At 34.5% G+C, this 15,604-nt stretch carries 8 protein-coding genes; all 8 read left to right on the forward strand.

What is annotated here, in order from left to right:
- Nucleotides 1-16 precede the first annotated feature (16 nt).
- A complete protein-coding gene (locus BLW23_RS17115; RefSeq protein ID WP_093672150.1) occupies nucleotides 17-1,105 on the forward strand; it encodes a hypothetical protein in 1,089 nt (362 codons plus the stop codon).
- 1 nt (nucleotide 1,106) lies between these two features.
- Entirely contained in the window at nucleotides 1,107-1,664 is a 558-nt protein-coding gene (locus tag BLW23_RS17120) for a hypothetical protein (protein WP_143032216.1), read from the forward strand.
- Between the two features lie 1,331 nt (nucleotides 1,665-2,995).
- Complete coding sequence (locus BLW23_RS17125; RefSeq protein ID WP_093672154.1) at nucleotides 2,996-6,175, forward strand: glycosidase; 3,180 nt, start codon at nucleotides 2,996-2,998, stop codon at nucleotides 6,173-6,175.
- 10 nt (nucleotides 6,176-6,185) lie between these two features.
- Nucleotides 6,186-7,580, forward strand: a complete 1,395-nt coding sequence (locus tag BLW23_RS17130) for an Ig-like domain-containing protein (RefSeq protein WP_255362824.1) — start codon at nucleotides 6,186-6,188, stop codon at nucleotides 7,578-7,580.
- Nucleotides 7,581-7,605: 25 nt separating this feature from the next.
- Nucleotides 7,606-8,433: a glycoside hydrolase family 16 protein gene (locus tag BLW23_RS17135; RefSeq protein ID WP_093672158.1), complete on the forward strand. Its 828-nt coding sequence runs from the start codon at nucleotides 7,606-7,608 to the stop codon at nucleotides 8,431-8,433.
- Between the two features lie 21 nt (nucleotides 8,434-8,454).
- Nucleotides 8,455-10,464, forward strand: coding sequence for an immunoglobulin-like domain-containing protein (locus BLW23_RS23065; RefSeq protein WP_143032217.1), 2,010 nt, complete (start codon nucleotides 8,455-8,457; stop codon nucleotides 10,462-10,464).
- 273 nt (nucleotides 10,465-10,737) lie between these two features.
- Nucleotides 10,738-14,178, forward strand: coding sequence for a hypothetical protein (locus BLW23_RS17145; RefSeq protein WP_093672160.1), 3,441 nt, complete (start codon nucleotides 10,738-10,740; stop codon nucleotides 14,176-14,178).
- A gap of 97 nt (nucleotides 14,179-14,275) precedes the next feature.
- Complete coding sequence (locus BLW23_RS17150) at nucleotides 14,276-15,559, forward strand: glycosyl hydrolase family 17 protein (RefSeq protein ID WP_093673167.1); 1,284 nt, start codon at nucleotides 14,276-14,278, stop codon at nucleotides 15,557-15,559.
- Nucleotides 15,560-15,604 lie beyond the last annotated feature (45 nt).

Genomic DNA, 15,604 nt, shown 5'->3' on the forward strand with positions numbered 1-15,604 from the left:
CTCTTACCTAATAGACATGGGCAAGCAGACAGTTACCGTTATGGCTTCCAAGGACAAGAAAAAGACGATGAAGTTAAAAGGGGAAGGGAATTCTATTAACTATAAGTTTAGAATGAATGACCCGAGAGTGGGAAGGTTCTTTGCGGTGGATCCTTTGTTTAAAGAATATCCATATAATAGTAGTTATGCCTTTAGTGAAAATAAGGTAATTGATGGAGTGGAATTGGAAGGTTTAGAATATAAAACAACCAAAGATAAAGAAGGTAATGTTACAGGTTATGAATGGGATGCAGATAATGCTTTTGATAAGGAAGGTAATTTAAAAGATGGGTACTATGAGGCTGCAGTCGTTTTTAAAGATAATGGTACTTGGAAGTCTGGTAGATGGAGAAAGAGCAAGCAAAGATACGAGTCTTTCAATATTGGTTCAGCTGAAGCAACCGTTTATTATTCTGTTCAAGAATCTCAAATAGTTAAAGACGAGAAAACTGGTAAGGAGTCTACAGAAATAATAACTGTTCCTAAACAGAAAGTATTTAAATCGACAACGATGCCATCAGATCCTGGTAGGTTTGCTACTATTGCACCTGGATTATATAAGGCGGTAAGACATAAGCACCAAGGGAAATACTGGGCTTTACAGATCAAAAATCTTGATGGTACTGGAAGAATCCCGATTTTAGGAGGAGTTAATCCTGCAACAGGTTTAGGGTATTCAACAGGTATTAATATTCATAAGGCAGGAAGAAGGAATTATACAGGTACACTTTGGGGTGGAATGACGCATAAATATATGGGATATAAAAAATATCTTAGTAAGACAGGAAGTTATGGAGGTGTTTCTCAAGCATGTCTATTAATAGATAAAAAAAGTTGGAAAATGTTTATGGATATATTTCCTTCTGGGACAGGGGATATTGGAGTGTATGTCCATAGGCCTAAATATACTTTGCCAGCATTAAAAGCACCTAGTTATAACCCAAATTTGCTAAAAGTTGATAAATGGAAAATAGGGATCAAACAAAAGGAGATGTCAAAAGTAAAAATCCCTTCTGTTGATTCTTCTCTTGAAGGATATAATAAATCACAAATTAAAGACAAGTAAAATGAAATTATTAGCGTTTGTCTATCTTTTATTGATGCTTTTTAGCTGTAAAAAGACAAAAACAGAAACTAGTTTTGAAACAAAAAAAAATATAAAAAATAAAACAGAACTAAGTGAATTTAAAAGTCAAAAGAAACCGAAGAAATTAGTCTTGTCGAAAGAATTGGATTCATTAGTGCTTATTGAACAGACAAATAGCTATGTCAGTGGATTATTAAATAATAGCTCAGAAGAATTGCCTTTTGAGGAAGATGATAATTTTAAAATTGTTTCAAAGAAAGTTTATAAATTAGATCATAGGCTTTTTGTATGTTGTATTAAAGGACTTTTTCTTCCTTCGGAAGCGGAATTTTGTTTTGTGTTTGTTTTGAATAATAATAAAGTTATTGAAAGAGAATTTTATACTTCAGAGGTTGACTTAATTATTGAACTTTTAGAGTATGAACTATTCGATGGTAGATTAATTATTAAGGGTAAATTTCATGAGTTTATCGGTGGAGATGAAAATACTCAAAATGATTTGGTAACTTTAATTGATACTCCGCTCCTTGACATTTAGCGACAGCGTAATGGCAAGATTTAAATTGAAGTTTAGTTAAGAAACGAGCATATGATTAGCCATTTATAATGGCAAAACCCCCGCTCCCGCGTGAATGAGCGATAAAGAGTGAGGCCCCTGATGGCGCACGAATGACAAAGTAACGGCTACCGCGAGAATCCTTTCTCGTGGAGGGTATGAGTAAGCAATAACAATAAATAAAAAGCTGCCTTGCATTAGATTTTGAGGTAGTTTTTTTATGTAATAGATTTAAGTTTTACCTGATGTTTTCATGTCTCCTTTGTCTTTTAAAAGTCAATTAGTATTGGGAACTTTGATTGATTATAGTACTGGTAGTGGTTGGAAAATCTCTGGAGCGTCTTTGGTTGGTTTTGGAGATAATGAGAAAGGAGCTAAGAATACCCCCGCTGGGTCATAGTATGTCAAAGTAACTGGCTAGTGCTAGTCTGTGACTAGTACCGAGCATGAGTGAGTAAATAGAAATTAAATTTTAAAAATAACAAGATAAAGCCACAGCAGAAATGTTGTGGTTTTGTTGTTTTTTAGGAGTATGCTTTTTTGACGTTGTAATCTCGTAAGAAAGCGTCGACAGTAAGTAATAAGATATCACGTTCTCTTTGTGGAAGTTGGTTAATATCATTTAACTTTTTAAGCATTACAGAATTTTGTAATACTTAGTCTGCCTCGCTCCCGCACGAATCCTTTCATGTGGTTTGGTAAGAATAATTCTAAGTAATTATACTATCCAAAAGTATTACCCCAGATGGCGCAATTATATCAAAGTAATGGCTAATGCTAGTCTGTGACGAGTAACGAGTATGAGTAAGCTATACAGAAGTTAAATTTTAGAATAATAAGATGAAGCCACAATAGAAATATCGTTATTTAATTTTTCAGAAGTTATATTTCAAATCAAATAGCAATGTTTCAAGTCCATATAAGTATGTTACCTGGCTAGAATCTCAATATTTTCTTCACCTCAATTTCGTTAGTTATATGTTAAAAGAATGCTATGTCGTGGTGTTTTTAATGTTAAAAAGCTGTGAAGTCACATAAAAACACCCCATTTAAAACCATACAAATACTGATTTTACCCAAACATTAACTATACAAAGGTGTTTTTATCATGTTTTGAGAGGATTTAAGTGTATTACTATACTGTCAATAAAGACGGGTCATTTTTATGGATTTACAGTTGTTTACTGGTGTTTTATTGCGTTGTATGTTTTTTGTGTAGGTTTTTTTTAAGGAATTGGTAGTTTCAGTATGTAAATTTACAACATCTTCGAAAACTAAGGGGAACAATATCAACGCTTTAAATACAATCTATTATGAATAAACACTTTCTAATACTTACATTTTTGTTTTTCTCAATGATTGCTTTCTCGCAAAACAAAGTAGTCGTTGAAAAAAGTAAAGATGGAATGCGATTAATGGTGGACGGAAAACCATTAATGATGAATGGTATGAATTGGGATTATGTTCCCATTGGTACTAATGTAGTTAATGCTAATTTTTACAACCAATCAGACGACATTGTGAAAGCTGGATTGGATGCTGAAATGGGCTTGCTAAAAAACATGAATGTAAATGTAATCCGTCAATATATAGGTGTACCTCAAAAATGGGTAAAATACATTTATGAAAAATATGGAATCTACACCTTGTTAAATCATCAATTTGGGCGATATGGATTAACTATCGATGGTGTTTGGACACCAGTTACTGATTATTCTGATGCACGGACACAAGAATTATTAGTGGGTGAAATGATGAAGTTAGTAAATGACTATCAAAACACTCCTGGTATTTTAATGTATATGATGGGGAACGAAAATAATTATGGTCTATTTTGGCAAGGAGCGGAAACAGAAGATTTTCCTGATGAAGAAGAAAAGAAGAAGGCTGTAGGAGAAAATAGAGGTCGACCAATGTATCGTTTAATGAACGAAGTGGCAAAGAAAATGAAAGCCATCGATTCGAATCACCCTGTAGCTATTTGTAATGGAGATGTATTGTTTATTGATATCATTGCAGAAGAATGTAAAGATGTTGATATCTATGGAGCTAACACGTACAGAGGAGAATCATTTGGAGACTTTTTTGATGTCGTAAGCAAAAAGACGGATATGGCATTAATGTTCACTGAATTTGGAGCAGATTCATACAATGCTTTGGAAGCCAAAGAAGATCAATATTGGCAAGCTCATTACAATTTAAGTAACTGGAAAGAAATTTATGAAAATGCTGCAGGTTTAGGAAAGGCAGGGAATTCTATTGGTGGATTCACATTTCAATTTAGTGATGGTTGGTGGAAGTTAGGTTTCGATGATAGAAAAGATGCTGATACTCATGAAACAGGAGCTTCTTGGAGTAATGGAGGGTATTACCACGATACTAAAAATGGTTCAAATAATATGAATGAAGAATGGTTTGGTATCTGTGCAAAAGGACCAACAAATTCTCGTGGTTTGTATACATTATATCCTCGTGCTGCCTATTACGCATTGAAAGATGCCCATATGGTAAATCCTTATGAGAGTAGTACGAATCTTGAATACATTGATAATTATTTTAAAAGTATCAATATCATGGATGCTGTTTTAAAGGCACGTGGTGATCAGGCTGCTTTGGGAGCTCAGCACGGAGGTAAAATAAAACTGAGTCAGTTAAGAGCAGAGTATACTACATTTTATACAGGAGGTTCTTTGTTAACAACGCCAGATACAGCGGATCCAGATAATATAGCGTATCCAAACCAATTAGGGTTTGATTATATGCATTCTTATTTTGTTGGTATTGAAGGAAAGCCATCTGATAATATGACGGCAAATGTTAACTTCAACATAATAGGGAAAGTCGCTGAGAATCCAATAGATGAAATATTTTATGAAAACAGAGCACGTCCTATAACCGATGTAAATACGGAAAATGGAAACGTTACTTTAGGTGATGTAAATAGGTTGAATGTTTATAATGCCGAATTTAAATGGAATGCAAAAGATTTTGATTTAAGAGGTTTCTATAGAACAGGACACTATCATTGGGGCTATGAAGGTGATTTCTTTGGATTATATCCTGAGGCGAATTACGGACCTAATCTTGATATTTACGGAGGTGAAACTTTTGGAGTTGAAATTGATGGTAAGAGACATTTAAAAGGATTAAAAGTAGCAGCGGGTCCTCAGTTATGGTGGGGCGCTAATCCAACTGTTCTTTTAAAATATAGAAAGCACTTAGCTGGTTTTGATGTTACTGGAATTTATCATAGAGATTTAAATACAAGTTTAGATTTTGACGATACAGGGCGAAGAGTACTAAATACAAATCAGGTTCGAAGTGGGGTTATTCCACCATGGCCAACTGAAAGAGCAACCTTAGTTGTTGAAAAGAAATTCGGTAGTGTTGGAGTTGCTCTAGGAGGAATCTGGGCAGGTAGTCCTTTAAATGGAAGTTCTTTCCAAGATGTAAGAGGAACACCAGGAAACTACACCGTTTATACTGATAAAATCAATTCAAATGATAACTGGGGAGGTAAAGCAAAAATTACTTTTCAGAAAGGAAAGTTTAATTGGTACGCGCAAGGAGCTATCATGGGCTTAGTGGCAAATGGCGGTGCAGATCAAACACAAACATTTACAGGATGGAAGTTAAAAGACAATGGTAGTGGAAATCAAACCAATTTCTTATCAGGTTTTACCTATACCGCTGGAGATTTCCAAGTAGCGCCTAACTTTTTATGGCAAAAACCTTTAATAGCGGCGATGCCAAATGATGTAGGAGGAACGGGACGATTAAGAAATGTAATTGACGATCCATTTGTTGTAAGAGCGAATAGAGAAACAACAGCAGGTGAAATTTTATTTACCTACGATCCTACGCCAGGTACTTGGATGTACCAATGGGATAATGATAGAGCAGAAGATGCTAAGTTTGCAATGAACTTAGGGTTTGTATACAAACATTTACCAACTACACAAGATGCACATATCGGATTTTTATCGAATCGTTCATTCTTTGCATTCCCGAATTCAACACCTGCGCAAGACTTGTGGGAAGTACATTCTCGTATTGTTTCAAAAGTGAATCCTGATTTAGGATTGATAGCCAATATTTATGCAGGAAATGGCCAGGCAAATGGTGATAATCAACGAACTATTGATCGTTTTGGAACCGATTTAAGGGTATTGTACAAGAAAATGAAGTTTATGGCATCGGTTAAAGTTGATGATTGGGGACCTTTCGATTACCACAGAGATTTTAACTTAACGTTTCCAATGCAATTAATGTTAGATGTGTCTACATCAATCAGCAAGCAAGATTGGTTTATACTTCCTAGTACGAAAATCGGAATACGTGGAACATGGAGATCTTTAGATCAATATTCACCGAGATATTCTCCGAATGAGGCATTACCATTTGCAACTGCACCAATTATTAGTCCAGTAGGATTTGGTAATGGTTCGGAATGGGAGATCAGAACATATATTCATATCAACTTAGGAAAATAAAAATAATAAGATGAAGACTAAAAAATATATATACGCTAAGATCACCTTATTTCTAGGGTTGATTTTAATGTCAACAGTAAGCTGTGAAAGAGGCCTTACTGAAGATGCGGAACTAGCGACATACCCGACAAATGGAAATATTTTCCTTGATAATTTTGAAGGAGGTTTAGATTATTTCCCATTCGGTGGATCGTTTGCAGAGGCTTTTTCTGTTGATAGCGATGTGAAATACCAAGGAACCGCTTCAATGCGTTATGATATTCCTTCATTTGGAGTAGGTTATGGTGGAGCAACGTTTCAGAGTTTAGGACCAAGAGATTTAACAGGATACGATGCGTTAACCTTTTGGGCAAAGGCTTCTCAAGGTGCAGACATCAACGAAATAGGTTTTGGAATTGATGGCGATACAAATAATAAATACCGTGTGGTAGTCGAAAATTTACAAGTATCAACAGTATGGACAAAATATATTATCCCTATTCCAGATGCTTCTAAATTAGATCAAGAAAGAGGGATGTTTTGGTATGCTGAAGGTGCAGAAGATGCGAATGATGAAGGAGGATACACCTTTTGGATTGACGAACTTAAGTTTGAAAAATTGGGAACTGTGGCACAACCAAGACCTGCTATAATGAATGGTGAAACAATAACAAGACAAACATTTAATGGAATTGTTACACAAATTTCAGGAACGCAAACATTTAATCTTGGATCAGGAGATGATATTACTTTTTCGGTAGCTCCATCTTATTTTACCTATAGCTCTTCTGATGACAGTGTCGCAACGGTTAATGAATTAGGCGAAGTTTCGGTTCATGGGGCTGGTCAAACTACAATTACGGCTACCTTAGGAAATGTGGCTGCACAAGGATCTTTAACACTTTCTTCTTTAGGAGATTTTGAATTACCAGCAGCACCTACGGTTCCAGCTAATCAGGTAATTTCTGTTTTTAGTGACGCTTACACGAATGTGCCAGTAGATTATTTTAATGGGTTTTGGGCTCCATTTCAAACTACGGAATCGGAAGATTTTGATATTAACGGAGATAAAATTTTAAACTATACGAATTTTAATTTCGTAGGAACCAGTTTTAGTAATCCTACTGTTGATGCTAGTGCAATGCAAAAAGTACATTTTGATATTTATATTCCTGGAGCTTTAGATGCTGGAGCACAGTTAAAAATAACGATAAGAGATTTTGGAGCCGATGGAGCCGATGGTGGAGGAGACGATACCAATCAAGATATCACAATTACTAGCTCACAGTTATCATCAGGAAATTGGGCGAGTCTCGATTTTGATTTAAATCTGGCGAATAAGAACAAACTTGGTCTAATTATTTATAGTAATGAAAGTACCAACTTAACAAATTTCTATGTAGATAATATTTATTTCTACAATTAAACTATCCATAGCTAAATCGAGAAATATGAATCGAAAACATAAAATAATAAAAAACAACATCTTCAATTACTCATTATTGATGCTTTTAATCATCTTTTTAGGATGTGACAATAGTGAAGAACAAACTGTAGCCACGTTTACAAACTTGGTTATGGGAGATGACTTTGATACGGATGGAATGCTAGATAGCTCTGTCTGGACATACGATATCGGTACAGGAACAAATGGTTGGGGTAATAATGAATTACAATATTATACCAATGATGCGAAGAACGTTACTGTACAAAATGGAGTGTTAATCATTTCTGCGGAACAAGAAGATTTTAACGGGTCTTCATATACTTCAGCAAGAATTAAAACACAAGGACTATTTGATCAAACCTATGGGCGATTTGAAGCACGAATCAAATTACCTTACGGACAAGGAATATGGCCAGCTTTTTGGTTATTAGGATCAAATATTGATACCGTTGGATGGCCTCAGTGTGGAGAGCTTGATGTGATGGAGTTCAGAGGGCAAGAGCCAACAGTAATTCATGGAAGTATGCATGGTCCTGGTTATTCTGGAGGAGAATCGGTAACAAAAAGTTATACGTTAGAAAATGACAGATTTGATACTGGATTTCATGTTTTTGGAATTGAGTGGGGACCAGACTATGTAAATTATTATGTAGATGATGTACTGTATAATCAAATTAAAAGAGAAGATGTTACTGGAGAATGGGTTTTTGATCAACCTTTCTTTATCATCATCAATTTAGCAGTTGGAGGAGATTTCTTAGGAGCTCCTAATGCCAGTACTGTTTTTCCACAACGTATGCTAGTTGATTACGTAAGAGTGTACAAACAATAACCAATTTTAAAAGACATTAACATGAAACAAATAATAAATAATATAAAGTTACTATCGATCTTTTTATTGATCATTTCTTTTTCTGCTTGTGAAGAAGAAGACGCTGTATTACCAACTGTAAAATCAGGATTTACTTATACAGTAAATCAAGAAATTGGTTTGGTTAAATTTATCAATACATCTGAAAACGCGGATAGATATGAATGGGATTTTGGTGATGGGAACACTTCTACTGAAATTAATCCATCAAAAACATATGAAACTGGAGAATATACAGTTACATTAAAAGCAACTCATTCTTCAGGTGCGTCTAATACTTTTGAGGATAAGGTGTACATAAATATTCCTGTTCCTGTAAGGTTACCTATTACATTTGATGACGCAAATGTAAAATATGATGAAGTTTCTTTATTCAACGGAACGGCGTTTGAGGTAGTTGATAATCCTGATGCTTCAGGAGCGAATGCAACAGCCTCAAAAGTTGGTAAATTAACAAATAGTGGAGCCAATTGGGAAGGTTTTTTCTATGACTTAGATGCAGCTGTGGATTTAACAACGGATAAAACGATAAAGATGACAGTGTGGGCTGATGCTTCAGTTCCTGTCTTATTAAAGTTAGAAGAAGGCACAGCAGCGGCTGTTGAAATGGCAGTTACTCATGGAGGTACTGGTTGGGAAGAACTAATCTTTACTTTTGACTCAGCGGCAAGTTATAACAGATTAACTGTTTTTGTTGATGGGCCTGGAACTTCGGCAGGTGCATTCTATTTTGACAATATTATGCAAACTGAAACAGTAGATGTTGTGGCACCGGTAATTACATTAAATGGTGATGCTTCAATGACTGTAGTTGAGGGAGGTACGTTTACCGATCCAGGAGCTACAGCAACAGATAATACGGATGGAGATATTTCAGCGAATATAACAGTAGCAGGTGATACAGTTGATACAAGCACTATAGGAACTTATACAATTACTTATAATGTAAGTGATGCAGCTGGAAATGCAGCAACCGAAGTAACTAGATCAGTAGAAGTAACTTCTGCACCAACGGCTCCAACAGAAGGAGCTCCTGTACCTCCAGCAAGAGATGCTGCCGATGTAGTGTCTTTATTTAGTGATGCTTATACAAATGTTGCCGGAACTGATTTTAATCCAAATTGGGGGCAAGCAACTGTTGTAACTCAAGAAGATATTGCAGGAAATAATACATTAAAATATGCTGGATTAAACTATCAAGGAATGCAAATAGGTAGTGCTCAGGATGTTTCTGCGATGACACATTTACATATTGATTATTGGACGATAAACTCAACAGCATTAAATACTTTTCTTATCAGTGGAGGTCCTTCTGAAACAGCTAAAGCAATGGCGGTACCAACTTCAGGATGGGCGAGTGTTGATATTCCATTAACAGATTTTACTGCTGTTAACTTGGCGGATGTTATACAAATGAAATTCGATGGTAATGGTGATATTTATTTAGACAATATTTATATGTACAAAGAATCTACTGGTGGTGGAGGTGGTTCAACTGGAGATGTAGTTTCTATATTCAATGATGATTATACTGATATCACAATCAATGCATGGGGACCAGATTGGGGAGGATCTTCGAGTAGAATCGTTGATGGAACGCTAAATGGTAGTCCTGCGAAAATAATTAAAGTTGAAGCAGGTCAAACATTTGCAGGTATTGATTTTTCATCGGCCGCATTTGATGCTACTAGTTATACAACTTTCCATATGCAATACAAGGTAGATCCTTTATTGGCAGGTCAAGTGGTTAATGTTAAGTTATCTAATCATGAAGGAGGCTCAGGAGAAACGAGTGCAATTCAATACACTAGCACACCAACAGGTACTGATGTAGTTACATTATCAATTCCTTTAAATGATTTTGTAAGTGCAAGTGCAAATGGCCTTTTATCAAGAAATGCGATAGCACAAATTGTAATTTCTGCAGCAAGAGCTGATAACAATCAGCCTGTGGATATATATTTAGATAATATTTATTTTAGTCAGCAATAAACTTATTTCAAATAACTATTGAATAAATAAATCTATAAGTTTTCAACTTAAAATATAAAAAGGTCAAGTATTTCTTGGCTTTTTTAAAACAAACTCTAATCGATGTATTAGAACTCTTAATAAAAAGAAAACATTTTCTTGAATTTTAATTTTTGGCAATGACCATAACAGAGTTTAAAGCATATTAATTATGAATATAATAATGTGTTTTAATAGAAAGGTATTGCTTTTTCGATAATAGAATCCAAGATAAATATTGATAAAAAATAAGAGATGATAAATTCTACTTTAAAGAAAGACGTAATGAAGAAAGTTTCTTTAGGAAAAACCGTTATTAATGGTGAAAAATTTTTCAAAATTTCAAATAGTGATGAAATGCGCTCATTTTTCATGAGCATAGTTAGTGCATCGAATCACTGGATGTTTATTTCTAGTAACGGAGGATTAACGGCAGGCCGGAAAAATGCAGAGTTTTCTTTGTTTCCATATTATACTGATGACAAAATAACAGAAAGTGCTGATATTACTGGTAGTAAATCAATTTTCCAAGTTCATAAACATGATAAATTTCATATTTGGGAACCATTTTCTGAACGATTTGAAGGTGAGTTTAAAATCTCTCGAAATCTTTACAAGAATGTATATGGAAATAAAATACTTTTTGAAGAGATCAATCATGACTTAGATTTAGTTTTCAGATACCAATGGAATTCAAGTGATATTTATGGATTTGTTCGTAAAAGTGAGTTGGTAAATACTTCTGAAGAAACAATTAATGTTGAAGTTTTAGATGGTGTTCAAAACCTTATTCCATATGGAGTAGGGAGTGATTTACAAAGAGCAAGTAGTAATTTGGTAGATGCCTATAAACGAAGTGAACTCGATAAAAAAACAGGTTTAGGTATTTATGCTTTGAGTTCAATTATTGTTGATAAAGCAGAGCCAAGTGAAGCACTAAAGGCCAATGTGGTTTGGTCGCTTGGGCTGAAAAATCCTAAATATTTACTTTCATCTTTACAATTGAAAAATTTCAGAGAAGGTAAAGCAGTGCATCAAGAAGAAGATGTAAAAGCAGAAAAGGGTGCTTATTTTGTAAATACAACTGTTGAACTTCATCCGAATACGGGTGAAAGTTGGATGATGATTGCAAATGTAAATCAAGATCATTGTAATGTAGTAGAGCTTTCAGAAAATATTTTAAAGGATAGAGATTTAGATGATAAAGTTTATAGTGATATAGCCAAGGGAACTAAACGATTAATTAGTTTAAATGCTTCCTCAGATGCTATTCAGTTAACAGGTGATCAATTAAGAGATACCCGTCATTTTTCAAATACCTTGTTTAATATAATGCGAGGAGGGATTTTTGATGATAATTATACTATTGAAAAGCTGGACTTTCAAAACTATATTCAAAAAGCAAATAGAAAAGTAGCTCGTAAGAATGAAGAAGTTATAGAAAAACTTACTGAAAAGTTTTCTTTAGTTGTTTTAAAAGAAATAGCTTCGGAAACAGAAGATATTAACTTTCGTCGTCTTTGTTTAGAATATATGCCATTAAAATTTAGTCGTAGACATGGAGATCCTAGTAGACCTTGGAATAAGTTCTCTATTAATACGAGAAATGAAGATGGTTCGAAAATATTGGATTATGAAGGAAACTGGCGTGATATTTTCCAAAACTGGGAAGCGTTAGTGCATTCGTATCCTGAGTTTATTGAAAGTATGATTCATAAGTTTTTAAATGCAACTACTTTCGATGGATACAATCCATACCGCGTAACAAAAGACGGTTTCGATTGGGAAACCATAGAACCAGATGACCCATGGAGTTATATAGGATACTGGGGAGATCATCAGATTATATATTTACTAAAGTTTTTGGAGTTTGTAGAGAATCATCAGCCAAAGAAATTAGAAAGTTTATTCACAAAAGACAATTTCGTTTATGCTAATGTTCCTTATAGAATAAAGTCATATGCTGATTTATTAAAAAATCCTAAAGATACAATTGATTTTGATGAGGATTCAGATGCTGAAATTAGAAGAGGGCGCGACGAATTAGGTGCAGACGGAGCGCTATTAAGAGATGAAAATCGTTTTATAGTTAAAGTAAACTTCGTCGAGAAAATATTGGCGACTACTTTGGCGAAGATGTCTAATTTTATTCCTGAAGGAGGAATATGGATGAATACGCAACGACCTGAATGGAATGATGCTAACAACGCTTTAGTTGGAAATGGAGTATCAATGGTGACCTTGTATTATATGCGTCGTTTTTTGAACTTTTTTAAAGGAGTTTTTGAAAATTCGAATACTGAAACAGTTGAGGTCTCAAAAGAGTTGGTAAGCTTTTTTGATAGTGTTTTTAATACGTTAAAATTATACCAAAGTTTATTGTCAGGACAATTTTCAAATGCACAGAGAAAAACTGTTTTAGATGGATTAGGTCAACCGGCGAGTGATTATAGATTGCACATTTACGATAATGCTTTTTCAGGAAGAAAAGAACACATACCATTAACTTCATTGAAAGAATTTATTGAGTTAAGTTTAGCATATCTAGAACACTCAATAAAAGCGAATAAGAGAGCAGATAATTTGTATCATGCGTATAACTTAATGACGGTAGAAAATCATAACGAAGTGTCTATTTCTTATTTAGATGAAATGTTAGAAGGCCAAGTAGCTTCGTTAAGTTCGGGATATTTAACTTCCGATGAAGCTTTGAAAGCATTGGATGCAATGAAAAGCAGCAAGCTTTTTAGACCGGATCAATACAGTTATTTATTATATCCGAATAAAGAATTACCAGGTTTTTTAAACCGTAATGATATACCTCAAAAGTCGATAGAAAATGCAGGCTTACTGAAAAGTATTGCTACAGAGGAAGTAGATAAGATAATAGAACAAGATATTCGTGGAGGATATCACTTTAATGGAAACTTTAAAAATGCCAATGATTTAGCAGAGGCTTTAAACAATCTTTCGGAAAAAGTTTCAGAAAGTGATAAAGATGAAATGCTGCAAATATTTGAAGAAATTTTTAATCATAAAGCTTTTACAGGTCGTTCAGGAACGTTCTATGGATATGAAGGATTAGGATCTATTTACTGGCACATGGTTTCAAAATTACAATTGGCCGTTCAAGAATGTTGTTTAAAAGCAATCAAGGAAGGAGAAAACGCGGAGGTAGTAGGTCGATTGTTAGAGCACTATTACGAAATCAATGAAGGAATAGGTGTTCATAAATCACCAACCTTATACGGAGCATTTCCTACTGATCCATATTCACATACTCCTGCTGGTAAAGGAGCACAGCAACCTGGAATGACGGGGCAAGTGAAAGAAGACGTACTAAGTCGTTTTGGTGAATTGGGGGTATTTGTAAAGGATGGTATGCTGTATTTTGATCCATGCTTACTTCGTAAAAATGAATTTTTATCTAAAGCAAAGCCTTTTAAATATGTTGGATTAAATAAAGAATTAAATGAGATCCATTTGGGAGAGAGGATGTTGGCTTTTACCTATTGCCAAGTACCAATTATTTACAGAATTTCGAATGAATCGAAATTAGAAGTCGTCGATAAAGGAGGAAACGTATCGGTTGTACAAGGACTAAGATTGGATTCAGAAATCAGTAAAAAGGTATTCAATAGAACAGGAGAGATCATTCAAATAACTGTTGATATAGAAATTGGTCATCTAAAATAAAAAAATGAAATCAACATGTTTATAGTGGTCGTTAAAAAGAACAATGCCATTGTAAACATGTGGGTTTTATAGGATGCAAACAACAAAAAACAAACACATGAAAAAACAGGTACATCTATATCTACTTATTTTACTACTAACTGTTTCGTGTGCTCAGAAACCAAACAAAGTTGATAAGTATTCATCAAACAAGAAAATAGTGACAGCTAAAGACATATTAGGAAATCCGAATTACTTAGCCATATCATACGGTGGTTATAGAAAAGAGTCAAGAGATATTCAACCTACAATTGAGGAATTAAAAGAGGATTTAAAAATTCTTCATGCCATGAATATTAAATTATTAAGAACTTATAATGTTCAATTACTTCATGCGGCAAATGTAGCGAAGGCTATTAGTGAATTGAAGAAAGAAGACTCGTCATTCGAAATGTACATCATGTTAGGAGCTTGGATCGACTGTAAAAACGCATGGACCGATTTTCCTGTTGATCACAATATAGAAAGTGAACAAAATGAAGGTGAAATTGAACGTGCAGTTGCAATAGCTAATCAGTACCCGGATATAGTTAAAATAATTGCTGTTGGGAATGAGGCCATGGTAAAATGGGCAACAAGTTATTACGTGCAACCTGATGTAATTTTAAAATGGGTAAATCATTTACAAGATTTAAAAAAAGAAGGAAAACTAGATAAGGATTTATGGGTTACGAGTTCCGATAACTTCGCCTCATGGGGAGGTGGTAGCAATGAATATCATACCAACGATCTGAATAAGTTAATAGCTTCAGTTGATTTTATATCAATGCATACATACCCAATGCATGACACACATTACAATCCACGTTTTTGGGGAGTGGCTCATAAAGAAGATAGCTTATCAAGCATTGAAAAAATAGAAGAAACAATGCTACGTTCTAGACGCTATGCTGAGTCTCAATATCATGGAGTTGAGCGTTATATGAAAAGTATTGGTGTAGAAAAACCAATTCATATTGGAGAAACGGGCTGGGCAAGTTACTCAAATGGGCACTATGGGAATAACGGGTCAAAAGCAACTGATGAATACAAAGAGGCTTTGTTTTATAAGCATATGAGAGATTGGACTGAAAAGGAAGGGATGTCATGTTTCTATTTTGAAGCATTTGATGAAATATGGAAAGATCAACAGAACCCAGGAGGGTCTGAGAATCATTTCGGATTATTTACTATTGATGGTAAAGCAAAATATGCGCTTTGGGATTTAGTAGATAAAGGAGTATTTGAGGGATTAACAAGAGGGGGGAGCCCAATAGTGAAAACCTATAAAGGAAGTAAAGAAGCATTGCTAATTGATGTATCAATGCCTCCAATTAAGAAAGAACTGGTGATAGCGCCATAAAGAAATAAATTTTGGGGAAACTAACGAAACTAATTGCTTTGTTGT

Source organism: Tenacibaculum sp. MAR_2009_124 (genome assembly GCF_900105455.1).
Classification (GTDB): domain Bacteria; phylum Bacteroidota; class Bacteroidia; order Flavobacteriales; family Flavobacteriaceae; genus Polaribacter.

Coding starts and splice junctions, on each gene's coding strand:
- BLW23_RS17115 (WP_093672150.1), top strand. CDS start 17: ATGGGCAAGCAGACAGTTACCGTTATGGCTTCCAAGGACAAGAAAAAG.
- BLW23_RS17145 (WP_093672160.1), top strand. CDS start 10,738: ATGATAAATTCTACTTTAAAGAAAGACGTAATGAAGAAAGTTTCTTTA.
- BLW23_RS17125 (WP_093672154.1), top strand. CDS start 2,996: ATGAATAAACACTTTCTAATACTTACATTTTTGTTTTTCTCAATGATT.
- BLW23_RS17130 (WP_255362824.1), top strand. CDS start 6,186: ATGAAGACTAAAAAATATATATACGCTAAGATCACCTTATTTCTAGGG.
- BLW23_RS17120 (WP_143032216.1), top strand. CDS start 1,107: ATGAAATTATTAGCGTTTGTCTATCTTTTATTGATGCTTTTTAGCTGT.
- BLW23_RS17135 (WP_093672158.1), top strand. CDS start 7,606: ATGAATCGAAAACATAAAATAATAAAAAACAACATCTTCAATTACTCA.
- BLW23_RS23065 (WP_143032217.1), top strand. CDS start 8,455: ATGAAACAAATAATAAATAATATAAAGTTACTATCGATCTTTTTATTG.
- BLW23_RS17150 (WP_093673167.1), top strand. CDS start 14,276: ATGAAAAAACAGGTACATCTATATCTACTTATTTTACTACTAACTGTT.